Annotated in this window: 27 protein-coding genes; 16 read left to right on the top strand and 11 right to left on the bottom strand. The window is 65.7% G+C overall.

What is annotated here, in order from left to right; genetic code table 11:
* The first annotated feature begins 35 nt into the window (after positions 1-35).
* The gene (locus ACIHFB_RS44675; RefSeq protein ID WP_400129884.1) at positions 36-1,787 is read left to right on the top strand and encodes a CocE/NonD family hydrolase; all 1,752 of its coding nucleotides are present in this window, start codon (positions 36-38) and stop codon (positions 1,785-1,787) included.
* Positions 1,788-1,974: 187 nt separating this feature from the next.
* On the opposite strand, the gene ACIHFB_RS44670 is transcribed toward ACIHFB_RS44675, so the two are convergent.
* The 4 genes from ACIHFB_RS44670 to ACIHFB_RS44655 all read right to left on the bottom strand — a co-directional run bounded on the left by ACIHFB_RS44670 (position 1,975) and on the right by ACIHFB_RS44655 (position 5,907).
* On the bottom strand, positions 1,975-2,736 hold the full coding sequence (locus tag ACIHFB_RS44670) for a hypothetical protein (RefSeq protein WP_400129883.1): 762 nt from the start codon (positions 2,734-2,736) through the stop codon (positions 1,975-1,977).
* Positions 2,737-3,012: 276 nt separating this feature from the next.
* Positions 3,013-3,453 (bottom strand): DUF6083 domain-containing protein, encoded by a 441-nt coding sequence (locus tag ACIHFB_RS44665; RefSeq protein WP_400129882.1) that lies wholly within the window; start codon positions 3,451-3,453, stop codon positions 3,013-3,015.
* 15 nt (positions 3,454-3,468) lie between these two features.
* Positions 3,469-4,896 carry an MFS transporter gene (locus ACIHFB_RS44660; protein WP_400129880.1) on the bottom strand — a complete coding sequence of 476 codons (1,428 nt, stop codon included), beginning with the start codon at positions 4,894-4,896 and terminating at the stop codon, positions 3,469-3,471.
* 222 nt (positions 4,897-5,118) lie between these two features.
* Positions 5,119-5,907 carry a peroxiredoxin-like family protein gene (locus ACIHFB_RS44655; RefSeq protein WP_365288053.1) on the bottom strand — a complete coding sequence of 263 codons (789 nt, stop codon included), beginning with the start codon at positions 5,905-5,907 and terminating at the stop codon, positions 5,119-5,121.
* Positions 5,908-6,402: 495 nt separating this feature from the next.
* On the opposite strand from ACIHFB_RS44655, the gene trxB reads away from it, so the two are divergent.
* Positions 6,403-7,350 carry a thioredoxin-disulfide reductase gene (gene trxB / locus ACIHFB_RS44650; protein ID WP_400129879.1) on the top strand — a complete coding sequence of 316 codons (948 nt, stop codon included), beginning with the start codon at positions 6,403-6,405 and terminating at the stop codon, positions 7,348-7,350.
* Positions 7,351-7,380: 30 nt separating this feature from the next.
* Positions 7,381-7,647: a hypothetical protein gene (locus ACIHFB_RS44645; protein ID WP_365288057.1), complete on the top strand. Its 267-nt coding sequence runs from the start codon at positions 7,381-7,383 to the stop codon at positions 7,645-7,647.
* A 71-nt stretch (positions 7,648-7,718) separates the two neighbouring features.
* Here the strand turns inward: ACIHFB_RS44645 and ACIHFB_RS44640 are convergent, their stop codons facing one another.
* Positions 7,719-8,819, bottom strand: coding sequence for an alpha-hydroxy acid oxidase (locus ACIHFB_RS44640; protein WP_400129878.1), 1,101 nt, complete (start codon positions 8,817-8,819; stop codon positions 7,719-7,721).
* Positions 8,820-9,392: 573 nt separating this feature from the next.
* On the opposite strand from ACIHFB_RS44640, the gene ACIHFB_RS44635 reads away from it, so the two are divergent.
* Positions 9,393-10,190 carry an enoyl-CoA hydratase/isomerase family protein gene (locus ACIHFB_RS44635; protein WP_365288063.1) on the top strand — a complete coding sequence of 266 codons (798 nt, stop codon included), beginning with the start codon at positions 9,393-9,395 and terminating at the stop codon, positions 10,188-10,190.
* A gap of 121 nt (positions 10,191-10,311) precedes the next feature.
* Here ACIHFB_RS44635 and ACIHFB_RS44630 read toward each other — a convergent pair whose 3' ends face one another.
* Together ACIHFB_RS44630 and ACIHFB_RS44625 are read right to left on the bottom strand one after the other, a co-directional pair.
* Complete coding sequence (locus ACIHFB_RS44630; RefSeq protein ID WP_365288065.1) at positions 10,312-10,527, bottom strand: hypothetical protein; 216 nt, start codon at positions 10,525-10,527, stop codon at positions 10,312-10,314.
* Positions 10,528-10,956: 429 nt separating this feature from the next.
* A complete protein-coding gene (locus ACIHFB_RS44625) occupies positions 10,957-11,133 on the bottom strand; it encodes a hypothetical protein (RefSeq protein ID WP_365288067.1) in 177 nt (58 codons plus the stop codon).
* A 536-nt stretch (positions 11,134-11,669) separates the two neighbouring features.
* Between ACIHFB_RS44625 and ACIHFB_RS44620 the strand changes: the two genes are divergently transcribed.
* Positions 11,670-12,026, top strand: coding sequence for a nucleoside monophosphate kinase (locus ACIHFB_RS44620; protein ID WP_365288097.1), 357 nt, complete (start codon positions 11,670-11,672; stop codon positions 12,024-12,026).
* On the opposite strand, the gene ACIHFB_RS44615 is transcribed toward ACIHFB_RS44620, so the two are convergent.
* Positions 11,972-12,394: a hypothetical protein gene (locus ACIHFB_RS44615; RefSeq protein ID WP_365288069.1), complete on the bottom strand. Its 423-nt coding sequence runs from the start codon at positions 12,392-12,394 to the stop codon at positions 11,972-11,974. The genes ACIHFB_RS44620 and ACIHFB_RS44615 overlap by 55 nt on opposite strands.
* Positions 12,395-12,567: 173 nt before the next feature.
* Here ACIHFB_RS44615 and ACIHFB_RS44610 point away from each other — a divergent pair, with 173 nt between their 5' ends.
* Both ACIHFB_RS44610 and ACIHFB_RS44605 read left to right on the top strand, forming a co-directional pair.
* Positions 12,568-13,578, top strand: coding sequence for a D-2-hydroxyacid dehydrogenase family protein (locus tag ACIHFB_RS44610; RefSeq protein ID WP_400129875.1), 1,011 nt, complete (start codon positions 12,568-12,570; stop codon positions 13,576-13,578).
* A 74-nt stretch (positions 13,579-13,652) separates the two neighbouring features.
* Entirely contained in the window at positions 13,653-14,285 is a 633-nt protein-coding gene (locus ACIHFB_RS44605) for a CGNR zinc finger domain-containing protein (protein WP_400129874.1), read from the top strand.
* Positions 14,286-14,503: 218 nt separating this feature from the next.
* On the opposite strand, the gene ACIHFB_RS44600 is transcribed toward ACIHFB_RS44605, so the two are convergent.
* Positions 14,504-15,736, bottom strand: a complete 1,233-nt coding sequence (locus tag ACIHFB_RS44600; protein ID WP_365288075.1) for an MFS transporter — start codon at positions 15,734-15,736, stop codon at positions 14,504-14,506.
* A gap of 78 nt (positions 15,737-15,814) precedes the next feature.
* Between ACIHFB_RS44600 and ACIHFB_RS44595 the strand changes: the two genes are divergently transcribed.
* Entirely contained in the window at positions 15,815-16,363 is a 549-nt protein-coding gene (locus tag ACIHFB_RS44595) for a TetR-like C-terminal domain-containing protein (protein ID WP_365288077.1), read from the top strand.
* Positions 16,364-16,462: 99 nt separating this feature from the next.
* On the opposite strand, the gene ACIHFB_RS44590 is transcribed toward ACIHFB_RS44595, so the two are convergent.
* On the bottom strand, positions 16,463-16,687 hold the full coding sequence (locus ACIHFB_RS44590) for an integrase core domain-containing protein (protein ID WP_400129873.1): 225 nt from the start codon (positions 16,685-16,687) through the stop codon (positions 16,463-16,465).
* A 125-nt stretch (positions 16,688-16,812) separates the two neighbouring features.
* Complete coding sequence (locus ACIHFB_RS44585) at positions 16,813-16,941, bottom strand: hypothetical protein (protein ID WP_400129872.1); 129 nt, start codon at positions 16,939-16,941, stop codon at positions 16,813-16,815.
* A gap of 507 nt (positions 16,942-17,448) precedes the next feature.
* Between ACIHFB_RS44585 and ACIHFB_RS44580 the strand changes: the two genes are divergently transcribed.
* The 8 genes from ACIHFB_RS44580 to npdG all read left to right on the top strand — a co-directional run bounded on the left by ACIHFB_RS44580 (position 17,449) and on the right by npdG (position 26,820).
* The gene (locus tag ACIHFB_RS44580; protein WP_365288079.1) at positions 17,449-18,246 is read left to right on the top strand and encodes an alpha/beta hydrolase; all 798 of its coding nucleotides are present in this window, start codon (positions 17,449-17,451) and stop codon (positions 18,244-18,246) included.
* Positions 18,247-18,977: 731 nt separating this feature from the next.
* Positions 18,978-19,859, top strand: coding sequence for an alpha/beta fold hydrolase (locus ACIHFB_RS44575; protein WP_400129871.1), 882 nt, complete (start codon positions 18,978-18,980; stop codon positions 19,857-19,859).
* 83 nt (positions 19,860-19,942) lie between these two features.
* A complete protein-coding gene (locus ACIHFB_RS44570) occupies positions 19,943-20,665 on the top strand; it encodes a hypothetical protein (RefSeq protein WP_365288083.1) in 723 nt (240 codons plus the stop codon).
* Between the two features lie 509 nt (positions 20,666-21,174).
* On the top strand, positions 21,175-22,467 hold the full coding sequence (locus ACIHFB_RS44565) for an MFS transporter (protein WP_365288085.1): 1,293 nt from the start codon (positions 21,175-21,177) through the stop codon (positions 22,465-22,467).
* Between the two features lie 36 nt (positions 22,468-22,503).
* Positions 22,504-22,650 carry a hypothetical protein gene (locus ACIHFB_RS44560; RefSeq protein ID WP_365288099.1) on the top strand — a complete coding sequence of 49 codons (147 nt, stop codon included), beginning with the start codon at positions 22,504-22,506 and terminating at the stop codon, positions 22,648-22,650.
* A gap of 146 nt (positions 22,651-22,796) precedes the next feature.
* Positions 22,797-25,430 (top strand): bifunctional FO biosynthesis protein CofGH, encoded by a 2,634-nt coding sequence (locus ACIHFB_RS44555; protein WP_400129869.1) that lies wholly within the window; start codon positions 22,797-22,799, stop codon positions 25,428-25,430.
* A 5-nt stretch (positions 25,431-25,435) separates the two neighbouring features.
* Entirely contained in the window at positions 25,436-26,110 is a 675-nt protein-coding gene (gene cofC / locus ACIHFB_RS44550) for a 2-phospho-L-lactate guanylyltransferase (protein WP_400129868.1), read from the top strand.
* Positions 26,107-26,820, top strand: coding sequence for an NADPH-dependent F420 reductase (npdG, locus tag ACIHFB_RS44545; protein ID WP_400129867.1), 714 nt, complete (start codon positions 26,107-26,109; stop codon positions 26,818-26,820). The genes cofC and npdG overlap by 4 nt, the downstream gene beginning before the upstream one ends.
* The last annotated feature ends 37 nt before the right edge of the window (positions 26,821-26,857 follow it).

Below are 26,857 nucleotides of genomic sequence, written 5' to 3'. Positions count from 1 at the left end.
CCGACATCGACGAATCCTGCCAAGGAGTGAACAGCATGAGCTTGTACGACCAACGTGGTCCTTTCGCCGTGACGCGAGAATGCGATGTCGTCATGTCTACGCGGGATGGAAAACGGCTTCTTGCCGACATCTACCGGCCCGAAGGCGCAGAATCCGTTCCAGTCCTCGTGCGCCGGACTCCCTATGGAAACCGGGAGAACGATCTCGCCGAGACCTTCAACGAAGCTGACTTCTACGCCTCGCACGGCTATCTCACCGTTGTTCAGAATACCCGGGGCCGCTTCGGATCGGAAGGCGTCTGGTATCCCTTCGTCTACGAGGGCAACGACGGATTCGACACCATCGAATGGGCGGCCCAACTGCCCGGATCGAACGGGCGTGTCGGAACATTCGGGCAATCCTATGGAGCGCTGGCGCAGTATTTGGCAGCGTCACAACGGCCGGAGCATCTCATCACATGCATCCCTGTGTCAGCGCCCCTCGCCGCATTCGAGAATTACTGGTATCAGCGCGGTGCCCTCGAGCTGAGTTGGACACTGAGTTATTTCTTGAACATGGCACTGGATACTTTGGGAAAGAGCGGCGACGTTGACGGTCTGGCCCGGCTCGAGGCACTCAAAGCCGACCCGGCGGTACGGTTCTCGCCGCTGAAAGATGAGGCACTGCGCCGGATGCCGCTGGCTGACTGGATCGACACCTTCGGCGCCGGCGCACCGTTCCTCGCCGACGTGTTGCATCACTCCGCCGACGGAGCGTACTGGTGGGCGGTCGATGTACGCCGCCAGTTCCACAACATGGACGTTCCCATGCTTCATCTCGGCTCGTGGTACGACATCGCGAACTGGGACACTCCGCAGTACTTCAATGGTCTGCGCGAGCACGCGATGTCCGAGCGTGCACGGGACAACCAGGCCATTCTCATGGGCCCCTGGGCCCACCTGCTGCCGTACAGCCAACCGACTTCCCGCGGCACGGGCGATATCGACTTCGGCCCGGAGGCGGCAACGTCGCTGGTGGCCGTGCAACTCGCGTGGTTCGACCACTACCTCAAGAACGGCGGACACGAGCTTCCGCGCTCACCTGTCCGCATCTTCGTCATGGGCGAGAACCGGTGGCGCGAGGAGAAGGAATGGCCGCTGGAACGGACAGTCTTCACCGACTTCTATCTCCACAGCGCAGGATCGGCGAACACCGCGGAGGGGGATGGAACGCTGACCGTCGGGACTCCCGGGCCGGAAAGTCCTGACCACTATCGCTACGACCCTGATACGCCCGTTCCGACAGCCGGCGGGCGGTACGTCGGTGGCGGTGTGCGCAACCAGGACAAGAACCAGGCTCGGCACGATGTATTGGTCTATACCGCCGAACCGCAGCAATCTCCGGTCGAACTCACCGGCCCCGTCGAGGCGTATCTGCACGTTGGCACGGACGGACCGGACACCGACTTCGTTGCTGTCCTGTGCGATGTGCATCCGGATGGATTTGTGCAGAACCTGGCGGAAGGGATCGTGCGTGGCCGTTTTCGTGACTCCTTCGACGACCCTCAACCGATGCAGCCGGACACCGTCTACGAGCTGAATGTGTCGTTGGGCAACCTCAGCCATGTTGTCGCGGCCGGGCACCGGATTCGGCTTCAAGTGACCTCGAGCAATTTTCCCCGGTGGGATCGCAATACCAACACTGGGGAACCGATCGACAAGGCGATCCGAACCAGGGTTGCGCAGCAGACGCTGTTCCACGACGTCCTGCGGCCCTCTCGCCTCATCCTTCCAGTCATCCCGGCGTGATGTGTCGGACCGACCTTCGATGCCCCTGTCATCCCCGAGCGGGCTGGGGGACGACAGGGGCCATCAGCCGAGTGGGAAGGAACATTCTGATCGGGCTGTCCCTCCGCGCGCGTGTGTCAGGGCATTGGCAGTTCGGCGCAACCGAATCCATCGGCCGGTCATCGGCACCTTGTGGCCCACGGCATGATCACGAATTTTCGCATCGAACAAGAAGTAGGGCTTGGTCAGGCCGTGTTGGAGTGGGTGTGTGGCGGTGGTAGGTGGGATGGGCGCCGAACCCAGAGGCGAGGAGTGTCTGCAATTCGCAGACGACCTGGTGGAGGCTCAAGCTGGCGCCGGAGTCCGCGGATCGTATGACGCCGTCCCGCTGTGTGGTGCAGTAGCGATCTCCGTGTAGCTCCTGGTCCTGCACGGAGCGCAGGATTCGGAGGGCCTGGCCGGTCCTCCAGTCGGGCTTGCGGGGGCTGTTGAGACGCTTGGCGTAGCGGTGGCTGAGCGCGGCGAGTGCGGTGGCGTGGGCGGTGCGGCAGTGCACCGTGTACGGGAAGCGGGCCGCGGCACTGCGCGCGATGTCCTGGTGGAAATCCACGTAGCAGCCACGGCGTTTGGTGTCGGCGGCGACCAGACACAGCGTGCTGGTCCTCCCGGTTCCCGCCTGTAGCGCGAGGTGCCGGCCGGATCGGGGGATGTCGGCCGCGGTGACGCCGTTGGCGTCGCTCGCGCGCGAGCAGGGTCGTGATCCGCTCGTCCAGGACATCCCGAAGCCGTCGGCCGCTGGGGCCGACGGCCCGCGGATCTGCGCGTCGGTGCGAGGGCGGAGGACAGCTTTGGGCAGGACGCGGCCCTGACGGGCCGGGGAGTGCGTCGTCAGCAGGTCGATCGGCAGGACAGTGTCTGGCCGCAGCCGGTGCAGGGCATGGCCAGGGCTGTTTCCGCTCTGGACTGTCATCAGCCGGGTACGGGCGGCATTCGCGGCGAACGTCAGGCGGTAGTGGGCCCGGTGAAGCTCCCGGGCGGAGGCGGGGCGGGTCGGGGAGATCCGGGTACGCGCTCACGGGGCACCAGGATCCAGACGCAATGCAAAGGGTTAAGACTGAGGATCTCGTCAGTGCAGCGGGTACGGCGTCGTGTACGGGCGACGCATTGGATTTCTTCGACGGGACTGGAGGCCTGGTGGCGTACGTAAAACAGCTGCACCACGGGCCGGGCCGGACGGCAGGATGCCTCACCCGGTGGCGCACCGCCGGTCGGTGTGGCAGGCGGAGCTAGGACTCCGGCGTCGAGCAGACGGCGCGTGCGCAGAGCGAGAGACCGGCGCAACCCGGACAGCTGCGGCGCAGCCGACGACGCCGAGCCCGGCGAGGCGCAGCAGATCATGGGCCAACCAGCACCAGCTGCTCCCGCCGCCCGCGGGATGGTCGATGTCGCGGCTGACGTGCCAGGGGCAGGACTCCGGGACCCGGGCCGCGGGCAGTTCGTGCGGAGGCGCGCCTGCACCAGGCGGTCGTCGCCGCGCAGGTATCACTCGACGGCATTGCCGTACGCGCGGCAGAAGCTGGTCTGGCCTCAGCGCAACAGCTGGCCGGCGCTGGCGGCGACCCAACCAGGCGTGGGCACCGGCTTGTTCGGGTGGCTTGGCGCTGGCGGGTCCCGCGGACAGGGGCATCGTTGCTCGCGCCCGCTAGGCCGCTACAGCGTCACCCGTACCGACATCCGGTGACGGCGGCGGAGCCTGCGGGCTCCGCTCGCGCCGTCGATGCAGCAACAATGTCACCAGCGCGGCAGCCAAAAAGATCGCTGCCATCGTGAGGAGGGCGAGGACTGCGCCGTGCAATGACGCCGTTCGCGCAACGTGGCCGTCGCGGTGATGGGCGGCGAGGTATTCGGCGGTCGCGTTCGACGCCACGGTGTTGAGCAGAGGAGCTCCGATCGATGCACCAAGCTGATAGCAGGCCGTGACCAGAGCTGAGGCAACGCCGACATCCGCGGGGTCGACACCGCCGAGTCCCAGGCTGACCGAGGACGCGACAAACGTCCCCGCTCCCAATCCGAGGATCATCATCCCCGGAACAACTGATATGTAGCTGCTGTGCAGTCCCATGCGGCTCAGCCATACGAGACCGGCCGCTCCGATGACCATTGCCGTGGGGATCACGGTCTTGGGTCCCAGTGCGCTGATCAAGCGCCGCTGCGCGAGTTGGGCACCGGTGATGAACAGGATGAGAAACGGTAGGAACGCGACCCCCGCACGTGTCGGTGAAAAGCCGAGCAAGCTCTGAAAGTAGTAGGTCATGACAAGGAAGAAACCTGCTGCGTTCAGCCCCCCGATCGTCCGACCGATGTATGCGGCTGCACGCGTCCGGTTCGCCAGGACCCTCAGCGGAACAAGCGGAGCAGATACGGAGCGTTCGATCATGACAAAGACACCGAGGAGCAGAATTCCGCCGATGATGGGGCCGTACGTGAGCGGATGTCCCCAGCCGTGCAACGATGCTTCACCGCACCCGTACACGATGGCCGCCAGACCGCCGAAGGATGTGACGCTCCCGGGGACGTCGAAGGCGACGTTCTGCCTTTCGGCCCGAGACGCGATCAGAGGTACGGCCCCGGCGATGGCGAAGAGTGCGAAACCGACGTTCACGTACAGGCACCACCGCCACGACAGGTACTCGGCGAGGACGCCGCCCAGCATGAGACCGACCGCTCCGCCGACTGTGGCCATGATGCTGTAGACGGCGAAAGCCTGAGCCCGCTCACGCAGGTCGGTGAAAGTCTCGATGAGAAGGGCAAGAGCCGCCGGCATGACCAGGGCGCCGAACGCTCCCTGCGTGGCGCGCGCGGCAACGAGTGTACCGAGACTCGTCGCCGCACCGCCCACGAACGAAGCGACAGCGAATCCGGCGAGGCCGAGGATGAACGCTCTCTTCCGTCCGACGACATCGGTAATGCGACCACCGACAAGAAGCAGACATCCGAATGCCAAAGCGTAGGCGGTGACAACCCATTGACGGTCTGGCGTCGAGAACGCGAGATCCCGCTGCGCTGACGGCAGGGCGATGTTCACGATCGTTGTGTCCAGGGTGACCATGAGTTGCGCGGTGCCGATCACGCAGAGGATCCACCATCGGCCGGCCCCTGAGCTAGGTGCGGTCGCGTGACCGGACTGCGGAGACTCGTGGACCGTTTCTCGTTGGGACATTTCGACGACTTCCGACTCGGGGCGAGCGCTCTCGCCGGTATGGCGACCACAACAGGTCTCCGCGGTGACGACGAGGAGTGGAATCGCATCACCTCTCCTGGCCGCCTCCGCGGGAGAACCGGCCGTGATACCTCAGTCCAGTGAGAGGGCCAGGGCCCCGAGGATCTCTTCGGTCTCGGTACGGGTTGCGTAGTTCGGGTGGACGTCGATCCAGCGGATGATCCCCGCCGCGTCGACGATGACGACGGTCGGCATCGGCAGGCTGTCGGTGCCATCGGCGTTCCCACCCGCTATGTCAACGCCCAGGCTTTCCTGGGCGGCGCGGGCGTCATCACTCGGCCGCGTGAGAATGCCGAGCGTTCCGGCGATCTGATTGCCTGGGTCGGAGAGAACCGTATAGGTCAACTCATTGGCCTCCTGCATGGTCAGCGAGCCGTCCGGCGCCTGCGGGCTGATCGCGATCAGCTTCACCTGACGACCCGTGAGTGCGGGAACGAGTTCGTTCTGATAGGTGCGCAGGGCGACATTGCAGTAGGGGCACCACGCACCGCGGTAGAACACAACGACGGCTGCCTGTCCTTCGCGCGCCTCAGTCAGACTCGTGCCGTTGCTGGCGACGTCCAACAAGTGACCGTCGGGCATGGTCGCACCGGCGGCCGCCACGCCAGCCGGAACACCGGCGCCATTCAGCGCGGCCAACTCGGCGCCGAAGGCGGCGCGCAGAGCGGCGGGATCCTCGGAGTTCCGTATCCTGGCCGCCGTTTCCGCTCCCTGGCTGCCGAGAGTGGCCGTGACAACATCCGGCAGATCGACAGGGCGGGTACGGTCTACGTCTGCGTTCGAAGCGTTCTCAATGGCAGCCGCCTGCGCGGCGTGGAAATCAGCGACCTGCTCCGCAATCGTCCTTTTACTGGAGGTCATTCGCATCTCCCGGTGCTGGCTCGGTCTTTACGGTAGCCCCGCAACGCCTCCTCGCCCCCGCCGTATCTTAGAGGGTGCCAACAATTGGTTGGCCGACTCCTGAATACCAGGGGGACGCGGGAGTCTTGAGTCATTCCAGAGCATCTGCAATTCTCCGCCCTTTCGGCGTGGGTCATCAAGCGCCGTGTCGCGATCGACTGATCGGCACTGGCGATAGATATGGGGCTTACGAATACCCGCGCGTGGAAGTAGCATTCGAAAGACCGGCTTTCTGGGCCTCCGCTATAGACCTTGGACGATCGAGGTTCATGCCGGGCCACAGCCGGAAGAAGTGGCGTGTCCGGTGTTCTGCGCGAAGTCGCACCCCGGGTAGTGCCCTTCCCTCTCGCCGTCAGAACTCGGCCGCAGCCTGCGCGTACCGGCGCACAGGAGGTGCGGACGAGGCCAAAGGGAGAGACAGCCCATGGATCCACAGCAGGAACAGGAAGAGGAGACGTGGTACAGCATCGCAATGTGATCATCGTGGGCTCGGGACCGGCCGGATACACCGCTGCTCTCTACGCTGCTCGCGCCGACCTGGCCCCCCTGGTGTCCGAGGGCTCGCAGTACGGCGGCGCCCTGATGACGACCACGGATGTCGAGAACTTCCCCGGTTTCCCCGAGGGCATCCTGGGACCCGACCTGATGGCGCGAATCCGCGCCCAGGCGGAGCGGTTCGGCGCCGAGCTGGTCAGCGACGATGTCATCTCCGTCGATCTGGCAGGGCCGGTCAAGACCGTGCGTACCCAGGATGCCGAGTACACCGCCGACGCCGTCATCCTCGCGATGGGCTCGGCCTACCGAAAGCTCGGCATCGAGCGCGAGGACGAGCTGACCGGGCACGGGGTGTCGTGGTGTGCCACCTGTGACGGGTTCTTCTTCCGCAACCAGGACATCGCCGTCGTCGGCGGTGGTGACACGGCGATGGAGGAAGCCCTGTTCCTCACCCGCTTCGCCAAGTCCGTCACCGTCGTGCATCGCCGTGACTCGCTGCGCGCCAGCCGCATCATGGCCGAGCGCGCCGAGGCCAACCCGAAAATTCGCTGGGCTTGGAACTCGGCCGTCACGGCGATCGAGGGCGAGAGCACCGTCAGCGCCGTGGAGTTGACCGACACCTCCACGGGGCACACCCGGTCGCTCCCGGTAAGCGGCCTGTTCATCGCGATAGGCCATGAACCGCGGAGCGAACTCGTCATGGGTGAGATCGACCTCGATGACGAGGGCTACGTGCTGACCACCGGTTCCACCACACAAACCAACATCGATGGGGTCTTCGCCGCTGGCGACCTGGTCGACCACACCTATCGGCAGGCGATCACCGCAGCCGGGACGGGCTGCCAGGCCGCGCTGGACGCCGAACGGTTCCTCGCCACCCGGACCGACCGCGCCACCACCCACGCCTAGGTCGCCTGACCAACTGTTAAGGAGATAGCAATGTACGTTCTGGCCAGGACAACCATCGAAGATCACGAAGCTCTCGTTCCGTACAGCGAGGCGGAGCAGAGGGCGGGGCGGGCGATGCGCGACGACGGTGTCCTCATCGTGTCGTATCGCAGAGGAAAGGACGCGTCCGACGTCGCCCTCATCCTGGAGGTCGCTGATTTCAACGAGGCGAGGCGCCAGCTTGAGCGACTTCCGCTGGTGGCCAATAAAGTGGTTGCGTTCGAGCTGGAGGAGATATTCCACCTCAAGGTTGGCTGACGTTGCGCCGAGGCCGGCCGGTCACGACGACTGGCCGGCCTTCGGCGTCGGGCTGCATCACTTGATCCGGGTCAGCACCGCGGAAGGCGGATCAGCGCGCGATTGACGGCACGGATGTCGGTGACGCTGCAGAAGAGACACGCGAGGTAGAGCTCCTCTTTGAGGACGTCGAGGACTTCCTTGACGCCGTCCTCTCCGCCGACGACGAGGCCCCAGTACATGCCCCGTCCGATGGCGACAGCACGGGCTCCCAGTCCCAGCGCCTTGAGGACGTCGGTGCCACGACGGATTCCTCCGTCTAGGTGGACTTCCGCCTCGCCGTTCACGGCGTCGACGATCTCCGGCAACGACAGGATCGTCGGATAGGCACCATTCATGCTGTGTCCGCCGTGATTGGACACCACGACCGCCTGCGCGCCGTGTTCAACAGCCAGTCGCGCGTCCTCGGGTACCTGGATTCCCTTGACGATCAAGGGAAGATCCGTGCGCTCGCGAAGCCAGTCGATGACGGCCCAGTTCAACCGAGCCTCCATCGCCTCAAGCAGGCCCTCCTCGCTGCTGATCCCGGTGCCGCGCAGGTTCCCGAACGGAGTAGTCGGCGTGTGCGACTTCAGCTCCTTCGGCTGACGGGACTCGCGAAGTGCGTTGGACGCCCCGTCACGTTCGTTGCTCCACGTGGCTGGCTCGTCGACGGTCACGATGATCGCGGCGTACCCGGCGTCCTCAGCGCGTTTCACCAAGTCCGCTGTCAGACCACGGTCCTTCAACACATACAGCTGGAAGAAGAGCGTCCCGTCGGAAACCGCACGGACTTCCTCCATGCTGTAGGTCGATGCCGAACTCAGAGCGAAGATCGTGCCGGCCGATCTGGCCGCTCGCGCCGAGGCGAGTTCGGCTTCAGGGTGGAAGCGGCCCTGCGCGCCCGCGGGCGCAAGGTAGACCGGGGAGTTGACTCTCTTGCCGAGCACTGTCGTGGAGAGTCCGACCGCAGGCTCTGCAGCGAGCACTCGAGGGCGGAGGAACACCCGGTCGTAAGCGTCGAGATTGTTGGTGTTTGACAGCCACAGCGGGTCGCCCTTGGACCCGAACCAGCGCTCGAAAAGGTCGCTCGGCAACAGGCCCCGTGCGCGACGCTCGTACTCCGCCAGGCTGGTCGTGAGCTTCTCAACCACAATGTTCCCCTGTCACTGGTGTCGAGACAGCAGGGAAGTGCGTCGATCGAGCTGCCTCGACCACCCGGCCGCCGCCAGAGTCGGCCGTCGGGCCGGCTGACTTGAATGTCCGGACGAGCAGAACAGAGCGGCCTTGGACTCGATACGGATGCGCCTCGTACCGAATTGACGGTGCGACAGCCCCGCGCTGCCCGACCACACCGACATGATCAGGAGCGGCAGCGGGGCGGGATATCGGGGAATCAGCCAGGTTTTCGGGTGAACGCATAGCGATGACCTCTTCCTCATGGCGACAAGTGACTTGGGTCACTCAATATCGCTGAAGTGGTGAGGTCAACAGTCGTTATTCAAAAGTCAGGAACAATCGGGAACCTCGATCAATCGATCGCTAGGCGGTCCTTGATAGGGAAGGTACGGATCGTTACGTTTGTTGGAACGGTCAATCTCTGCGCACTCTAAATCGCCGCGGCAGCGCACCGTTGCCTTCGGGACTCCGATCTGCCGTTCGATCGTGCACTGTATCGGGCTCCTCAAGGGTTTGACATCGAAGCTATTGGTCAGGAGATCGCTGCAATGAAGCAGTCCAGACTGGAAATTATCGAAAACGTCGCAACAATCACGATGAACAAGCCGCCGGACAACCGGTTTGGCGTGCAGATGATGGATGAGTTCGATGTCGCGCTGGATGAGGTGGTCGCCGCCAAAGCGCGAGTGCTGATCCTCGCCGGCGATGGACCGGATTTCTGCCACGGTGGTGACATTCTGGGCTGGCCGGAGATGCCAAGGCACGAAATTCTTGCAATGCTCCGCCGGTACAACGAGGTCGCTTATCGGATCGAGAGGCTCCCGATCCCGGTGATCGCGGCCGTGCAAGGTCTCTGCAACGGTGGCGGGTACGAGATGGCCCTCCGCACGGACCTCATCTTCGCGACGAAGTCCGCGCGCTTCAGCAACACCGAGCAGACGATCGGGTACTTCACCGGTATCGGTGGCGCGCACCGTTCGGCCGAGCGGGCGGGCCGTCAGCTTGCCTACGAGTGGCTTCTCACGTCGGAACAGGTGCCTGCTGAGGTAATGCTTCAGCACGGAGTGGTGAACCGGGTCGTTGAAGAGGCCGACCTGCTCAGTGAGGTGACCGAGTTCGCCCGGAAGGTGGCGAAGGGACCCGCACTGGTGCACGCCGTGCACAAGCAGCTTCTCAGGTACGCGGCTACCAACGGCATTCAGGCGGCCGACGATGCGATGGTCGATCTCTTCGATCCCATACTTGACACCTATGACCTCAAGATCGGAATGAAGTCCGCGGTCGACTTCTACATCTCCGGCGGCGACATCACCGACCGCCCGCAGGTGCCGTTCGAAGGCAGGTAGCCAGCCGGTCTAGCTGGCTAGATGGGCAGGCCCGGGGGCAGCCGTGAAGGGCTGGCCCCGGGCCCGTCTTCAACGAACGCACCTGGGACTAGGTCCGCATGACCAGGCGCCGCCTGTTGCATCACCGATGAAGACCGGCCTCCATGTGGTCCGCCAGCGCATGGCCGAGTCGGGCGCCGTCGACGGATTCCTGCTTGGCTACGACGACGCCATTTGGGCTCTGGCAGCGATCACTGGGAGCCGTCACGGTCGGTCGCGGGAGCAGGATCATCTTGCGGAGTAGTTCGAATTCGGCCCGTCCGTACAGCTGCCTTTTGATCTTTTTGATGCGGTTCATGGCTCCATCGGGGCCGAGCTTCATTGGAGGGTGAGCCCGGCGGTGAGGGCGTCGAAGTCGCCCTCACGGCGAAGGGGTTGGAGAGATCGCAGCGGGCCTACCCTGCGCACCTGCGTAGTGTGCCGGAGCGCGTTCTCGATCACGTCCGACGGTCTACCCTGCCCGATCTTGCGGAAGCAGGGCATGCCATTGCCAAGGCTCTCGGCTGGAGGCAGAGGTGAGCTGCCGTGGCCCCGGAGTTCATGAAGACACTGTCACGGCGACGCCGAGCAGCGCATGGGGTGGCTGCAGTCTGGTCGCGGCCACCCCCCACACGCGTTCAGTCTGCTGTGTCGGCGGCGGCTTGCATGGCCTGCTGGTATCGATCACGCGGCGGCCGTTCGCCAGGCCGGCTTCCTCGCAGAGCCTCAGGCTCCGTGCGGGTTGGGGTCAGTCCGACCAGCCGTTGCCGGTGTGCCGGCGCTGCACCCGGTCCAGGAAGTCGAGCGCTTTCAGCAGGGGATACGGATAGGCGCTGACGTCGGCGACGGGCCAGACCCTGCCTCGTTCAAGACCGGTCACGACGAGGACCCAGTAGGCGAGTCCACCGTCGGTGCCGAGCACCACAGAGCCGTTGTTGTGGACGGTGGCGACGCGCTCGTGGTGGTCGTCGGCGAGGGGCTCGCCTTCCCCGGCCCCGGTCTCCTGGAGCGGGAACAGGGCGGCGGGGTTCCGATCCGCCTGCTGGGGCCGGTCCGGGGGAACCGGCCGAGGGGCAGGAGGCTGTCCAACGCGTGTGGCTTCTCTGGTCCGGATGGAGTCGGCTCAGGCCCCGCTGAAGTGCTCGTTGACGCAACCCGGCTTGGCGTCGCCGATCGCCCGCCGATACCGCTCAGCGAAGTGCTCGGGGCCGAACGGGATGCCGGCTCGACCGCTCCGTTGACCGTGAGGACCCGAATGCCGTCGTCGGCCAGCTGGGCGCCCAGCAGGTTCGCGACCCCGAGCAGCCTCAGCTTGCCCAGGGACAACGTGGCCAGGCTCGGGTGCGGCTGGTGTCTGGGGAGCGACGGACAAGCTCCGATGCGGAGAGGACACCCCCCTTCACCGACTGCGACGGCTCCCCGTGATCGCTGCCAGAGCCCAAATAGCGCCGCCGTAGCCACCTGCTCGACGGCTTTCCGCGCAGCGCCGTCCAGGGCCACATCCTGGACCAGGTGCTGGACGCGGCCGGCGGTGCCATGGATGCCGTGCTCAAACTGCAAGTCGCTGACGGCGAGATCATCCGTCTGCTGTCGAGCCGCAGGCAGCGCAGTGCCCGGGTCCACGCAAGTCACGTCGACCCGCGGGCAGTTCGCAGAGGTGCCACATTTGCGGCGGTGGTCTCTGTACGTGCGACGGCGACGGGGAGGAGATGGTCCGCCACCGCCTGGAGGATTGCCTCCCGCCAATGCGCCGGGTCCGGCGGCTACGCCTTGCCGAGGAGCTTTCGCGCCTTCTGGACGATCTCCTCATTGGTGTAAGAGTGGCCGCTGATTCCCCAGCCCCCCGGTACGGCCTGCGTGAGCGCCACCCAGGTGCGCTCCGCCAGGGTGGGGTCGTCGGCCGCCTTGGCGATGACGGCGGTTATGTCCTTGACTACACCGAGTTGCTGATCCCGGTTGAGTGCTTCGGCGTTCGTCGTCACGTTCACGCGCACGTAGTCACTGCCGCCGCCAGCGGTCGAGAGGGCATCGGCGTCCAGTTCGTGGATGAACGCTGCGGTGTTGTCCGTGAAGAAGGGGATCTCCGGCACCTGCTCCCAGCGCATGATCGTGCGTGCCAGTTCCTGGGCCAGTGCGTGCTTGCTGGGGAACGTCCCCTTGACCGTGTAAACGTCGATCATGGGCATCGTGATCTCCTCTCATCGGTGAACGGCCTGCTTGCGGCCCGCTCTCGTGATCATGGTCCGAGGGTCGCCCTGTCGTGCAATCCCGTGCCGCTCGTAGTCACCGTGAAAAGGCGCTGCGACGGCCGGGCGGTTCGGTCGGGCCGCTCATCGGCATAGGTGTACGGTATACGACTATGTCACTTCTGAGGAGTGGCGACTGCTGGCCCACACTGCAACCGGAGGTCATCGACGTGACTGGCCGAACGAAGATCGCGATCCTGGACGACTATCAGAACGTCGCATTGGGCTTCGCCGACTGGAACTCCCTGGATGCCGAGACGACGGTCTTTACTGAGCCGTTCGCCGATGCCGACGAGGTCGTCCGCGGCCTGGCCGAGTTCGATGTGCTCGTGGCCATGCGGGAGCGCACGCGGTTCCCCGCCGAGGTCTTGAAGAGGTTGACCCGCCTTCGGCTTCTGGTGAGCACCGGCCCGGTGAACTCCGCTGTCGATGTAGCGGCGGCGCGAGAGCTAGGGATCACCGTGTGCGGAACCCGATATTTCTCCCACCCCACCGCAGAGCACACGTGGGCGTTGATCCTCGGTGCGGCCAGGAACCTGGTGGACGAGGCGGACTCGGTGCGCGCCGGTGGCTGGCAGGTTTCCGTTGCCACTGGGCTGCACGGCAAGACCCTCGGCGTTCTGGGAGTGGGCAGAATCGGGTCCACGGTCGCGCGCATCGGGCAGGCGTTCGGCATGACGCCGATCGCATGGAGCCAGAATCTCACCGCCGAGAGGGCCGCTGAGCAGGGGGTGCGAGCGGTGACGAAGGAACGGCTGTTCGCTGAGAGTGATGTGTTGTCAATCCACCTCGTGCTGAGCGAGCGAACGCGCGGATTGGTCGGCGAGCGGGAGTTGCGATCGATGAAGCCCACGGCAATTCTGGTGAACACCTCGCGCGGGCCGATTGTCGACGAGGAAGCGCTGGTCGAAACCTTGGGGCAGGGCCGGATTCGCGGGGCCGCGATCGATGTCTTCGACACGGAGCCGCTGCCTGCGGACCACCCCCTGCGACAAATGCGCAATACGCTACTCACCGGGCACGTGGGGTACGTCACCGATGAGCTGTACGAGATCTTCTATCAGGACTCCGTCGAGGACATCGCCGCCTTCCAGTCGGGGGCTCCCATTCGGTTGATGACGTAGAAGCCCGAGAGGGAGACGCAGGTGACGTAACTATGGTCCTGTCATGCCTTGGGTGAGCGCGTTATAGTGGCGCCATGGGCTGGCCAGCGACAGACAGATATGAATTGCCTCATGCTCCCGGCGGGCTGGGCTTGGTTCAGGACGTACTCAACACTCGATCGATCCAGCAGCCGCGCATGCCTGACCTCCTCGCCGACCTTGAGGATGCTCAGAGTTGGGTGGACGGCGTTGTTGGGGCATGGTCGCTGGAGACTGGTCTACGACAGGAGCGGGTCCCCCTCCGCGAGGCCGACTTGGACCGGCTGCGAGATCTGCGGGTTGATCTGAACACGTTGGTCGGGCACGGCGATCAGAACCATGGTGGGCCGATACTCCCGTCGTCGTCTGTGTCCGCACGGCTGGCGCCCGATGGCCGGGTGGTCCTGGAACCTCGTGGTGAGGGAAGCCGGCGCGTTGGTGCGATGGTGCTGATCGAGATGTTCACGGCCCAGAGTTTGGATACCTGGCGGCGGCTGAAGGTGTGCCGCAACGATCGATGCAGAGTGTCGTTCTATGACCGCTCGCGCAACAACAGCGGCGTGTGGCACGACGCTCGGGTGTGCGGCAACGCGATCAATCTTCGAGCGTCGCGGGCGCGCAAGCGCGAACGAGAGCTCGGCGTCGCGCAGCCCGCGCGGCAGGCCGTCGAGTCCGGCGACCACTCGTAGGCCGCAGCCCAGAGGCTGCGCCCGGCCGTGCGACGGGCCGGCCGGGCTGTGCGTTGGCGCGTGGCAGCCGCTGCGTACGACCTGTGTGGCTGGCCGCAGCGGCTGCCGTATCGCATGAATGATGGCTCCACGAGGCCGAAGGGCGCCTGGTCACTGACGCCGGGGCGCGATGCGCGGGCTGTGTGCCGGCTCGTCCTGACCGTGGAGGCAGGGTGGGGTCAGCTCAGCTTCCGGGACCGAAGCTGCTGCGCCGCAAGGGCGGCGACTCCGAGGGCGATCACCGCGGAGCTGTACACGACCGACGTGTCGCGCAGCCCCGCTGACGTCGCGGCGAATCCGGCGATGACGGCGGGAACACTGAAGGCCGTGTACGCGACGATGTAGGCCGCAGAGAACACCTCGCCGCGCTCGGACGGCCCGGAAATCCTTGCTAGCGTGGCGAAACTGGCCAGTGCCGAGGCGCCGAAACCGATGCCGGAGAGCACTGTGCCGACGATGGCCAGTGCCACCGTGTCATTGAGGACGCCGGCCAGCGTCGCACCCGTTCCCGCGGCCAGCAGCACAGCCCCGATGCGCAGGACCATGGCGACCGGCCGCTTCCGCAGGACGAGTGCCGTCAGCGCGCCGGTTCCGCAAAGCAGTGTGACGACGAGCCCGCCGATGAGGTGGTTGGTCAGCCCGAAGATCCCTGCGGCGACCGACGCACCCAGCGAGAGATACAGGCCACCGAGTGCCCAACTGGCGATCAGAATGGGCACGAGTGAGTAGAAGTCCGGGCGGAGCCGTTCGGGCACGCCCACCCGCGGCTTCAGTGAGGCGGCGACGCCGGCGCGCGACGCCGAGGTCTCAGGTATCCGCCAGACGGCAAGAGCGGCGAGAACCATGCCGCCCAGCAGCAGCAACCAGACCAGTTGAGTGGGGGAGGGCGCGTACTGCACCAGGGCGCCGCACCCGAGCGCACCCAACGCGAGGCCGCTGGTTGGCGCGACACCATTGATCAGCCCGGCGCGGCCAGGTGCGTGCGGCGGGTTGAGGTCGACCAGGGTTGCGCTGAGCGTGCTCATCGCCATGCCGGTCGCGATCCCCTGCAGGACACGGGCGAGGCACAGCACGGCGACGTTGCCCGCGAAGGCGAACGCCACGAGTGCGGCCGCTTCCAAGGCGATCGCGGCCGCGAGGACCGGGCGGCGCCCGAGGTAGTCGGACAGTGCCCCGAGTACGAGCAGCGAGGCGATCAGCCCCAGCACGTAGATCGCGAAGACCACCGTGAGCGTGGTCGCCGAAAAGTGCCATTTCGCCTGGTAGACGACGTAGAGCGGGGACGGGGCGCTGGAGGCGGCCAGGAAGAGGACGGAGATCGCGGCGACCGCCGCGAAACTGACCGGATGGGACAGCCGGGGCGACAGCCGGCGCGGCGGCGCGGTCGGCGCTAGCAGGGAGGGCTCGGACACGACGACTCCTTAGAGCAAAGATCGATGCGTTTGGGCCCACCATAACTCAAACGCATCGATCGATGCGATAATGAAGGCATGCTGACGAACGCCAGGCCTGGAGGTCGCTCCGCCCGGGTGCGCGCCGATGTGTATCGGGCGGTACAGGAACTCCTGGTCGAGGAACCCGACGAAGTGCTCACCCTGCCTGCCGTCGCCCATCGCGCCGGGGTCCATCCGACAACGCTCTACCGTCGCTGGGGGTCGGTCTCCGAGTTGCTCGGCGATGTGGCGACCAGCCGGTTCAGCGGCGACATCGTGGTGCCGGACACCGGGTCCTTGCGCGAGGACCTCGAACGCTGGACCAGCGATGTTGCGACCGATCTGGCCGACCCGGACGTGCTGGCGCTGATGCGCGCGGCCATCGGTTCCGGCCCCGCGGGCGGTTTCACCTGCACCAGGGACCGGCACGCTCAACTCGCCGCGATGCTTGACCGGGAGCGCTCGCGCGGTGGGTCCGCGCCGGAGGTCGAGCGCGCCGCGGACGCGCTGCTCGGCCCGCTCTACTACCGCGCCGTCTTCACCGACGGTGCCACCGAGCCCGGATGGGCACGAGGGCTGGTGAAGGCACTGCTCGATCGACAGTGACCGCACTTCGGCCCGATGTACGGTGACACTTCGATCGGCCCGGACGGACGGGGGCTGAGGTTGGTCCCCAGGAGTTGACACCGGGTTTCACGCGGCGAGTTACAGCGCAGTTGATGTGATCAGCCGCTGTTCGAACTCGATCGGTGTGCGGTAGCCAAGAGCAGAGCGCCGTAGGCGCCGGGTGTAGTGAGCGAGCCAGCGGAATGACTCGAGCCCCGTCTGCGCTTCGGAAGTCCAGTGCCGTCTGTGGAGCAACTCCCGCTTGAGGCCCTGGAGGAATGACTCGGCCTGAGCATTGGCGTTGCTCAATCCGACGCCTCCCATGCTGCGGGGCTGCCGCACGGTCGGAGGCGTCGGCGAAGGTCCGGCTCGCGTAGGGCGCCCCTGTTCTCGCGCTCCAGCTGCCACTCCTTCTCCGCCTTGAGTAGCCGGGCGCTCTCGGGCCACAGCTAAGTCGGCCCCCCGGCGGGACTCTCGTCGGCACCGTCCATGCGGTGCTCGGACGTGTGCTGGGCAGTGTCCTCGCGGACCCGCGGACGCAGCGTCGTCTCCCCGGTGATCCCGAGCTCTGCGGCCACGCCGCCTACGTACGCCTGGCGCTGCCGGCTCGGTGCAACGCGACGGCGCCCTTCAGGATCTCTGCTGGGCAAGATCCAGTGTTGAGGGAGTCCACTCCAAAGGATCAGCCTCAGCGCCCATCGTGGGCATGCCTAGAGACGGCGGCATCGCAGTAAAGAACATGTCGACTCAGGCCGAGGTGAAGGTCCGTCGGGAATGGAGTCGGAGCATGGCATCCCGTGACGCGCCCTGTCGTGGCCGTGAGGCCCTGACCGCTCAGCCGCTCCGACGGTCAAGCATTGTTCACGACACGACGTGACGCGACGTCGGGGCAGTGCGGGCTCAGCGCTGCGGTCGAGCGCTAAGACTTGAATGACATAGTCAAAAGCTATACACTTACGTCAAGCGAGGATTGGTGGTCGCTACAGGCAGGGCACATGGCTGGCACCCTGATGACCTCCCTCGCCTCGAGATCGCATCGATGTTCACGTCCGGATCAATATCCGCTTGACGAGCAAGGGGCTTCCATGGCGAGTTCAACAACCATCCCGAACAGCGACATCGTGTTCCGTCGTGGCGGCGCGGGCGGCCGTGCCATCGTGTTCATGCACGGGTTTCTCGATGACCAGTACGTCTGGAACCCGGTCATCGCCGAACTTGCGGCATCCGAGTTTGAGACCGTGCAGTTGGACCTGGCCGGCTTCGGAGACCGCACGAAGACGAGTGGGCCGTTGACGTTTGACCGATTCGCGGCCGACCTGTCCGCTGTGGTTGACGCGGTCGGCAAGCCGTTCGTGCTCGTTGGCCACAGCATGGCGGCACCCGTCGTCGAACTGGTTGCCACGGCGCGCCCCGATCGGGCGAAGGGCCTGGTGCTGGTGTCGCCGATCCCGATGGCCGGTACCCGGTTGCCGGATGAGGCCATCGAGACCTTCCGATCGTTGGGTGGACTTGGGGCGCCGGAGCTCGGGGCCGCCCGTCGGCAGACTGCGCCGTCGGCCCCCGAAGCCGAGGTGGAGCGACTTGCCACGGTTGCCGCTAAGGCCCGCCCCGAGGTCGTGCGGGCGCTGGCGGATGTGTGGAACAACGGCTATCCGGACGGCCAGCGGCCCAGTGGCTTCTCCGGGCCGGTACTTGTCCTTCCTGGTGCCGACGACCCGTTGGTCACTGGCGAGGTCGTGGCCACCGCGGTCGCGGCGCGGTTCGACTCGGCCAAGACGAAGGTGACCGAGATCGAGAAGGCTGGCCATTGGCCGCACATCGAGCATCCCTCCGCAGTGGCCGCTGAGATCAATCGTTTCCTGGCAGACAGCGTCACAACCTGAGCCGTCGGCACGATCGGAAGTCATGCCTGGATCAAAGCGTTCCCAGTGAGCATCCGGACGCCTGTGCTCAGGACTTGGCGTTGGAGGGAAGCATCCTCGCCTGCTCGATTGGGGTCCCGCCTGCGCGGGGGTGTGATGGGCGCGATCAGTGGGGCAACGCCCCCAATCTCGGTTCGGCACGTCACGCCTTGCAGCGTCCGAAAGGTGTGCAATCACCTTGCCCGGAAGCTTCTGTTAACGAGTTCAAGCAACTTCCTCCGCCCGCCATCGCCGCTGTGTAGAGCCGGTGTTTGGGCGGCGGACTCGAAGTCGCGCTACCCACTGGCGTCGAACTGATCGCCTGGATTGCGGAGTTCACTGACATGGTGGCGAAGGGCCCTACCCGCGCCTACCCGGCTCCCAAGGCTCTAATGCGCACTTGGGCCTTGGGCGGTGTCACAGGCCCCGGCCAGGCCGTGTTGGACGTCGCCCTGCCGCTGTTTGAGACCGCGGAGACCCAAGGAGCCTTGGCGTCCCCGGTGGACGCGCTTGAGGCAGGACGGCCAGACCGGCGTTCGGCTTCGAGAGGAGCTGAGGCAGGCGCACAACGCCAACGTGTTTCGCCAGGCCTCAACAGCGGACGCATTTCCGAGGCAGATGTCGTGGCTGTCGAGCGGCCCGCCCGCGTAGTCGCACCTGCCCGCCAACTCATCACCACCACGCCAACCGGCCGACAGGATGGAGAGCCGAAGATGACGGCGGAGTCAGCTCACCCGGCTGGGTATTCTCATGTGACTGCGCCGACGCAGTTCATCACCCAGGACGGGATCCGGTACGCCTATCGGCGTTTCGGCGCCGGAAGCGGGACGCCGCTGGTGTTCCTGCAGCACTTCCGCGGCGGCATGGATCATTGGGATCCTGCCGTTACAGATGGACTCGCTGCGAACCGTCCGGTCATCCTGTTCAACAATAGGGGAGTCGCAAGCTCCAGCGGCCAGACTCCGGACACCGTGGAAGCCCAGGCCGATGATGCAGCCACATTCATCCACGCGCTGGGTCTCGCCCAGGTTGACGTCCTGGGGTTTTCCGTCGGCGGCTACGTCGCGCAGGCGCTCACACTTCGTCACCGCGCACTGGTGCGGAGACTCGTACTCGTCGGGACCAAGCCCCGTGCCGGCGACGACACGGACCGGCACCCCGACGTGAACACTGTGGGTACCAGGTACGAAACGCCTACGCTTGAGGACTTCCAATTCCTGTTCTTCGCGCCATCAGCGACCAGCCAAGCCGCGAGCGAAAGGTTCTGGGGGCGCCGTCACCAGCGCACCACAGACACCGACCCCCCTACCTCAAAGCAGACCATGCAAGCTCAAATAAGGGCGATTGTCGACTGGCAACAGCCACATGGGAAGCCGTTCGCTGAGCTGGAGACGATCACTCAGCCGACTCTGATCGTCAATGGCAACCGCGACATCATGGTTCCCACCATCAACTCCTACCTTCTCTCCCAGCACCTCCTCAATGCTCAACTAATCGTCTATCCCGACTCTGGTCACGGTTCGCTTTTCCAATTTCCCGAACTGTTCGTCACCCATGTCGCACGATTCCTGGATGCAACGGTGGCCTACACCTGAAAGATGCTTCACCACGCCGTATCTGTTCGCCTGCCTAGGCGTTCAGCGAAAAAACTCGGCCTCCAGAGCAGGAGAAAACCCTGATGTCCGAACTGTTGTCAGCTGTTCTTGACGCACACGGCACCGTGAAGCGATGGCAAGAAGTCGAAGCCATTGACGTCACATTCAACTTTTGGGGGAACTTGCTTGACCTGAAAGGCTTCCCTGGCCATTTCCGTCCCAGCGTGTCCATCGACCCGCGCTCTCCGCGCACGACTATCCTGCACCTCGACCGTGACTCTGAGGATCGCTGGATCTTCACGCCTGATCGCGTATGGATCGAACGCCCAGACGGTTCGGTGGTCACTGAACGAAGCGATCCCCGTTCGGCGTTCGCCGGTCATGTGCGGGATACGCCGTGGGATCCGCTGCACCTTACTTACTTCCTCGGCTACGCAGTGTGGAACTACCTCACCGCTCCGTTTCTCTTCACCCAGCCCGGATTCACCACGCGCGAACTCGAACCGCACACGGAAAGCGGCGAAACCTGGCGGAAATTGGAAGTCACGTACCCTGATCACGTCGCTACGCACACCAAGGTGCAGACCTTCTACTTCGGCGAGGATTTCATGCTCAAACGCATGGATTACATCACCGACGTGCTCGGCGGTGTCGCTGCGCATTACACCTATGACGTGAAGACGGTCGGCGGGATCGCGTTCCCCCACTTCCGCAGAGTCGTGAGGCGGACCCCCGAAGGGCCGCTGATCAACGGGCCCACCTCGTTCGCGCTGGATTACACCGATCTCCATGTGCGAAACCGCTGACCAGAATTCTTGAAGTCTTCTGGGCCGCCAGTCGGAGTCAATACATTCCCGCGCCTTGCCGGTGGCAATGCCGTAACCCTCCGGCCTACCGGGCATGCCGGCGAGTCCAAAACCCCGGACGCCCGGCCGCGTCCGAGCCCGCAGAACCGCAGGGTTGGAAGAGCTGACCGAGGACGCGGAGTTCGCCCCATTTTGCCCCCGTGGTACTCGGTGAGCTCTCGCTCGGCCGTCTCTTCCGGCTCGGTGGTCCGCTGTTCTGCCGGCAGTTGTCGCTCCGGTCGGCGCCCGACGCGGCCGTGCGAGGGGCGGGCGATGGACATCTCTTGGTATTCGTTCTCGTCCCGTGTCCCGCATCACGTTGGGCCGCCTTGACTGTCCTAGACAGACCTGTCTACCGTGAGATCGGAGCAGACAGACATGTCTAATCGCTTCGATGTGGCGTCGATCGCTGAGCGGATGGTCGCCGGTGGACCGTCTGGTCTTCGAACACATCCCTACGAAGGATCGTCATGAATGCCGTCGAACAACCCGGGCGGACAACGGTGTCGAGCCGTGTGATTCCGCCGAGGATGGCGTTTTGGGTACTTGCCTCCGTCGTGGTCTCACTCCTCGCGGCCTCGAGTGCGCCCACCCCCCTCTACGCGACCTATCAAGCCGAGTGGGGCTTCACCCCGATCACCACCACGGTCGTCTTCGGTGCCTACGCGATTGCCGTGCTCGCCGGTCTGCTGGTTCTCGGGAAGCTCTCCGACCACGTGGGACGGCGCCCGGTGCTCATCACCGCGATTGCCGTGCAGGCTGCAGCCATGCTCTTGTTCTCCGCCGCCGGTGGAGTGGAGGCCCTGCTCATCGCGCGTCTCGTTCAGGGTCTGTCCACCGGCGCCGCTCTCGGTGCGGTGGGTGCAGCCATGATGGACATCAACCGCCCCCGCGGTTCTGTGGCGAACGGCTTCACCCCCGGTCTCGGCACAGCGTTGGGCTCGCTGGGCAGTGGCTTCGTGGTGCAGTACCTGCCGGCTCCCATGCACTTGATCTACCTGAGCCTGCTCGCCGTGTTCGTAGTGCAGGGGGTCGCCCTCGCGTTGATCGACGAAACCGTCAGCCGCGAGGCGGGAGCTCTGGCGACTCTGGTCCCGGACATCGGACTCCCGCGGTCGGTCCGCGCTGCGGTGACGGCCGCAGCCCCCGTCATCTTCGCTGCGTGGGCGCTGGCCGGCTTCTACGGATCCCTTGGCCCCGCCCTCGTGCGAACCCTCGTGGGCTCCACATCAGCCGTCTACGGAGGACTGGGGCTGTTCGTCCTCGCAGGGATTGCGTCCCTGACCGCCCTCGTCCTACACAAGACTCAGGCAACCACCGTCATGTACACCGGCATCACGGCCCTCATTGCCGGAGCGGCGCTCACTCTGCTGGCCATCTGGCTGGCATCGCCCGCTCTGTTCTTCATCGGTACGGCGGTGGCCGGCGTCGGGTTCGGCAGCGGCTTCCAGGGCGGCATCCGCACCGTTATGCCGCTGGCCAAGGCTCATGAGAGCGCCGGCGTGCTGTCCTTGCTGTTCGTCGTCTCCTACCTCGGTCTGGGAATTCCCTCCATGGGCGCCGGGTTGCTGGTGGTACACGGCGGAGGCCTCATCCCGACCTCTGAGGAATACGGTGGGCTTGTCATCGCTCTCGCTCTGTTGGCCCTGGCAACTCTGCTGCTGCGCGGCAGGCAACGTCGCCCCCTCACCCTGACCGTGGCGTCTGTGACGCGGGCGAGTGACCTTCCTTCGACTCAGAAGGCCGAATGCGTGGCCAGATAGCCCCCGACCGTGCAAGATCGCCCGGTCAAGCAGGACATGATCGCGCGTGAACTCCGCGGCCAAGAGAAGGCCGAGTGGTGGAAACTCACGGACGCCGCTTACCCGGACTTCGTCGACTACCGGCCCAGGCCAACCGGGAGATCCCTCTCATCGACCTGGAGCCCGTCACCGACGAGGGGCTGACACCTCCCACCGTCAGCCGTCTGCGCGCCGCCGGGAAAGTCCTCACCGCCAGCCCGCGCGCCCGCCAGTCCGCCTGCGCGCACCTGCGGCCTTCGAAGCACCCCTTCGAAGGCAGCATCCCATACGACAGGAAGTCCCTGAGCACCATGACCAGTATCGACGAGGCGGTACAGGCCACCAGGCCGACTGCCACCAGCATGCGGCGGGCCCTGAAGCGCGCTGCCAACGGGGTCTCCCTCGATGTGCACGAAGCCGCCGTTTTGCTTCAGGCCCAAGGAGATGACCTGACTGACCTCGTCGCGACGGCGGGGAAGATCCGAGACGCCGGGCTGGAAGCGGCCGGTCGTCCCGGAGTGATCACGTACTCCAAAAAGGTCTTCATCCCGCTCACGCGGCTGTGCCGGGACAAGTGCCACTACTGCACCTTCGTCACTGTGCCCGGCAGACTGCACCGCGCAGGCCACGGCATGTACCTTTCACCGGACGAGGTGCTCGACATCGCCCGACAAGGCGCCGAACTCGGCTGCAAAGAGGCTCTGTTCACCCTAGGCGATCGTCCCGAGGACCGCTGGCCCGAGGCCCGGGAGTGGCTGGACGCCCACGGCTACGACGACACGCTCGCGTACGTACGGGCCATGGCCATCCGCGTGCTGGAGGAGACCGGTCTTCTCCCGCACCTGAACCCCGGAGTCCTTTCCTGGAGTGACTTCCAGCGGCTGAAGCCAGTGGCACCCTCCATGGGCATGATGCTGGAGACAAGCGCCACCCGCCTGTGGTCCGAGCCCGGCGGACCCCACCACGGCTCGCCGGACAAGGACCCGGCCGTCCGCCTGCGCGTCCTGGAAGACGCCGGCCGATCGAACGTGCCTTTCACGACCGGAATCCTCATCGGCATCGGCGAGACCTACGACGAGCGGGCCGATTCGCTCTTCGCGATCCGCAGGGTCGCACGCGAGTACCACGGCATCCAGGAAGTGATCATCCAGAACTTCCGCGCCAAACCAGACACCGCCATGCGCGCGATGCCCGATGCCGAACTCGAAGAACTCGCCGCCACCATCGCGGTGAGCCGGATCGTGCTGGGACCTGCCGCCCGCATCCAGGCGCCACCCAACCTGCTGGACGGCGAGTACGCGCTCATGCTGCGGGCGGGCATCGACGACTGGGGCGGGGTGTCGCCACTGACCCCGGACCACGTCAATCCCGAGCGGGCCTGGCCGCAGATCGAGGACCTCACGCTGCGCACTTCCGCTGAGGGGTTCCAGCTACGGGAGCGGCTGACGGTCTATCCCGAGTTCATCCAGCGCGGCGAGCCATGGCTGGACCCTCGCCTCCTGCCCCACGTCGACGCCCTCACCGATGTGAAGACCCGCCTGGCCCATGCGGATGCCCGACCGAGCGGGCTGCCCTGGCAGGAACCGGACGCCGCATTGACCCCAACGGGCCGAACCGATCTGCATCGCACGATCGACACCGCCGGCCGCACCGACGACCGCCGCAGCGACTACAACTCCGCCTACGGTGACTGGGATGCGGTACGCGCACGGGCCGCTGCGACCGGCGTACCTCAGCGCATGGACGGTGACGTCCGGTCCGCCCTCGCACAGGCGGCTGACGAACCGTCAAAGCTGTCGGACGACCAGGCTCTTGAGCTGTTCCATGCCGACGGCCCCGCGTTGGACGTCCTCACCGGGATCGCCGACGCCGTCCGGCGCGATGCCGTCGGCGACGAGGTCACCTATGTCGTCACGCGGAACATCAACTTCACCAACGTCTGCTACACCGGCTGCCGCTTCTGCGCCTTCGCCCAGCGCCGTACAGACGCGGACGCGTACACCCTCTCCCTCGAACAGGTCGCCGACCGCGCCGCGCAGGCGTGGCAGGTAGGTGCGACCGAGGTCTGCATGCAGGGCGGTATCCACCCGGACCTGCCCGGCACCGCCTACTTCGATATCGCGCGGGCGGTGAAACAGCGCACACCCGACATGCACGTCCACGCCTTCTCACCCATGGAGGTCATGAACGGCGCGACCCGCACCGGACTGTCCATCCGCGACTGGCTCCAGCAAGCGAAGGAAGCCGGGCTCGACAGCATCCCGGGTACGGCGGCGGAGATCCTCGACGACGACGTCCGCTGGATCCTCACCAAGGGCAAACTGCCCGCCGCCACCTGGGTGGAGGTCATCACCACCGCCCACGAACTGGGCCTGCCTTCCTCCTCCACGATGATGTACGGCCACGTGGACACGCCGAGCCACTGGCTCGCACACCTGCGGACGCTCGCCCGCATCCAGCAACAGACGGGAGGCTTCACCGAGTTCGTGACGCTCCCCTTCATCCACACCAACGCGCCCATCTACCTGGCCGGGGTTTCCCGTCCGGGCCCCACTCCGCGGGACAACCGAGCCGTGATCGCCATGGCCCGCCTCCTTCTCCACGGTCACATCGACAACATCCAGACCAGCTGGGTCAAGCTCGGCGCCGACGGTGCCGCCGAGATGCTCCGCTGCGGTGCCAACGACCTCGGCGGAACGCTGATGGAGGAGACCATCTCCCGTATGGCCGGGTCGAGTTACGGCTCGTACAAGTCCATCCGGGACCTCAAGGACATCGCGGAGGCCGCTGGCCGGCCGACGCGTCAACGGACGACCCTGTACGGAGAGGTCCCGGCCGAACGCATCACGACGGGGACCGCCTCGGACGGTCACCTGCCCGAGTTGCTGCCCCTCGTCGAGTCCGCCTCGGTCCCCTCATACACCGGCATCCCGACTTCGGAGTGAGAGCCGTGCCCGAGACCTGGACCGTCGTACTGCCGGTGAAGCCCTTCCACCAGGCCAAAAGCCGACTGGCCGGCTGGTGCAGCGCGTCGCGCAAGGATCTCGCGCACGCCTTCTTCAGAGACACGCTGGATGCCGTACGCGACACCACCGGCGTCGGTCGCGTCCTCGTGGTGACGAACGATCCACAGGCCGCCGCCGAGGCCGCGCTCTTGGGGGCCATGACCGTAATCGACCACCCTCGAAGCGGGCTCAACGCGGCGGTCCACAGGGCAACCTGCCAGATGCGCGCCCTTGCGGAGAACGGGCCGATCGCTGTCCTGACCACTGATCTACCCGCACTTCGGAGCGCCGAGCTGGGCCACGTCCTGGCTGAAGCAGCCCTACACGACAAGGCGTTTCTCGCGGACCGCACGGGCCAGGGCACCACTCTGCTGGCCGCGGCACTGCCGCAGTTGCTCACCCCCTCATTCGAGGGAAATTCCGCCCACCGCCACCGACTCGACGATGCCCACGAGATCACCGGCCTGGACGTGCCCAGCGTCCGCCTCGACGTCGACACCCTCGACGACCTACATCTCGCCCGACAGTTGGGCGTCGGCCGCCACACTCAGGACGCCCTCACCCTGGCGCTCCAGACACGGCGGCATCCGCGCCACGCACGAGAGGACCACTCCCCATGAACTCACCTGCCATCCCCATGCCTGCCGCACCGCAAGCCCTACCGTCGCAGTCCGAAACCGGCGACATCGCCCAACAGACCGTCGGCATACTCGGCGGCACCGGACCACAAGGCAGCGGACTCGCCTACCGGCTCGCCCGTGTCGGACAACCAGTCGTCATCGGCTCACGCACGACCGACAAAGCACAGGCGGCGGCGGCCGAACTCGGCCTCGGCATCTCGGGCCTGACCAATGCCGAGGCAGCCAAGCGCAGTGACATTGTGATCGTCACCGTGCCGTGGGACGGGCACGCCGCGATCCTGGAGGAGCTGCGCGAGGACCTCGTGGGCAAGCTCGTCATCGATTCCGTCAACCCGCTCGGCTTCGACTCCAAGGGGGCCTACGCCATCCGGCCACCGGAAGGAAGCGCAGCAGAGCAGGCCGCCGCACTCCTGCCGGACTCCCGGGTGACGGCCGCGTTCCACCACCTCTCGGCTGTCCTGCTGACCGATCCGAAGATCGAGGCGATCGACACCGACGTCATGGTGCTCGGGGAGGACCGCGCCGACACCGACACCGTGCAGGCCCTGATCGCACGCATCCCCGGAATGCGTGGAGTCTTCTCCGGCCGACTCCGCAACGCTCACCAGGTGGAAAGCCTGGTGGCCAATCTCATCTCGGTCAACCGCCGCTACAAGACACACGCCGGGATCCGGATCACCGACTTGTGACCCCCTACACTGACCGCCCACAACTGTTGTGCTCCTC

Origin of the sequence: Streptomyces sp. NPDC051963, assembly GCF_044593495.1 — a bacterium.
Classification (GTDB): Bacteria; Actinomycetota; Actinomycetes; order Streptomycetales; family Streptomycetaceae; genus Streptomyces.
Note: the sequence above shows the minus strand (reverse complement) of the source record. Positions and strands in the feature narration are given on the sequence as shown.

Coding starts and splice junctions, on each gene's coding strand:
- ACIHFB_RS44595 (WP_365288077.1), top strand. CDS start 15,815: ATGCTGACGAACGCCAGGCCTGGAGGTCGCTCCGCCCGGGTGCGCGCC.
- ACIHFB_RS44610 (WP_400129875.1), top strand. CDS start 12,568: ATGTCACTTCTGAGGAGTGGCGACTGCTGGCCCACACTGCAACCGGAG.
- ACIHFB_RS44615 (WP_365288069.1), bottom strand. CDS start 12,394: ATGCCCATGATCGACGTTTACACGGTCAAGGGGACGTTCCCCAGCAAG.
- ACIHFB_RS44580 (WP_365288079.1), top strand. CDS start 17,449: ATGGCGAGTTCAACAACCATCCCGAACAGCGACATCGTGTTCCGTCGT.
- ACIHFB_RS44675 (WP_400129884.1), top strand. CDS start 36: ATGAGCTTGTACGACCAACGTGGTCCTTTCGCCGTGACGCGAGAATGC.
- ACIHFB_RS44560 (WP_365288099.1), top strand. CDS start 22,504: ATGATCGCGCGTGAACTCCGCGGCCAAGAGAAGGCCGAGTGGTGGAAA.
- ACIHFB_RS44565 (WP_365288085.1), top strand. CDS start 21,175: ATGAATGCCGTCGAACAACCCGGGCGGACAACGGTGTCGAGCCGTGTG.
- ACIHFB_RS44570 (WP_365288083.1), top strand. CDS start 19,943: ATGTCCGAACTGTTGTCAGCTGTTCTTGACGCACACGGCACCGTGAAG.
- ACIHFB_RS44655 (WP_365288053.1), bottom strand. CDS start 5,907: ATGACCTCCAGTAAAAGGACGATTGCGGAGCAGGTCGCTGATTTCCAC.
- ACIHFB_RS44590 (WP_400129873.1), bottom strand. CDS start 16,687: ATGGGAGGCGTCGGATTGAGCAACGCCAATGCTCAGGCCGAGTCATTC.
- ACIHFB_RS44645 (WP_365288057.1), top strand. CDS start 7,381: ATGTACGTTCTGGCCAGGACAACCATCGAAGATCACGAAGCTCTCGTT.
- ACIHFB_RS44575 (WP_400129871.1), top strand. CDS start 18,978: ATGACGGCGGAGTCAGCTCACCCGGCTGGGTATTCTCATGTGACTGCG.
- ACIHFB_RS44665 (WP_400129882.1), bottom strand. CDS start 3,453: ATGCCCCTGTCCGCGGGACCCGCCAGCGCCAAGCCACCCGAACAAGCC.
- ACIHFB_RS44605 (WP_400129874.1), top strand. CDS start 13,653: ATGGGCTGGCCAGCGACAGACAGATATGAATTGCCTCATGCTCCCGGC.
- ACIHFB_RS44630 (WP_365288065.1), bottom strand. CDS start 10,527: ATGAACCGCATCAAAAAGATCAAAAGGCAGCTGTACGGACGGGCCGAA.
- ACIHFB_RS44670 (WP_400129883.1), bottom strand. CDS start 2,736: ATGACAGTCCAGAGCGGAAACAGCCCTGGCCATGCCCTGCACCGGCTG.
- ACIHFB_RS44555 (WP_400129869.1), top strand. CDS start 22,797: ATGACCAGTATCGACGAGGCGGTACAGGCCACCAGGCCGACTGCCACC.
- npdG (WP_400129867.1), top strand. CDS start 26,107: ATGAACTCACCTGCCATCCCCATGCCTGCCGCACCGCAAGCCCTACCG.
- ACIHFB_RS44635 (WP_365288063.1), top strand. CDS start 9,393: ATGAAGCAGTCCAGACTGGAAATTATCGAAAACGTCGCAACAATCACG.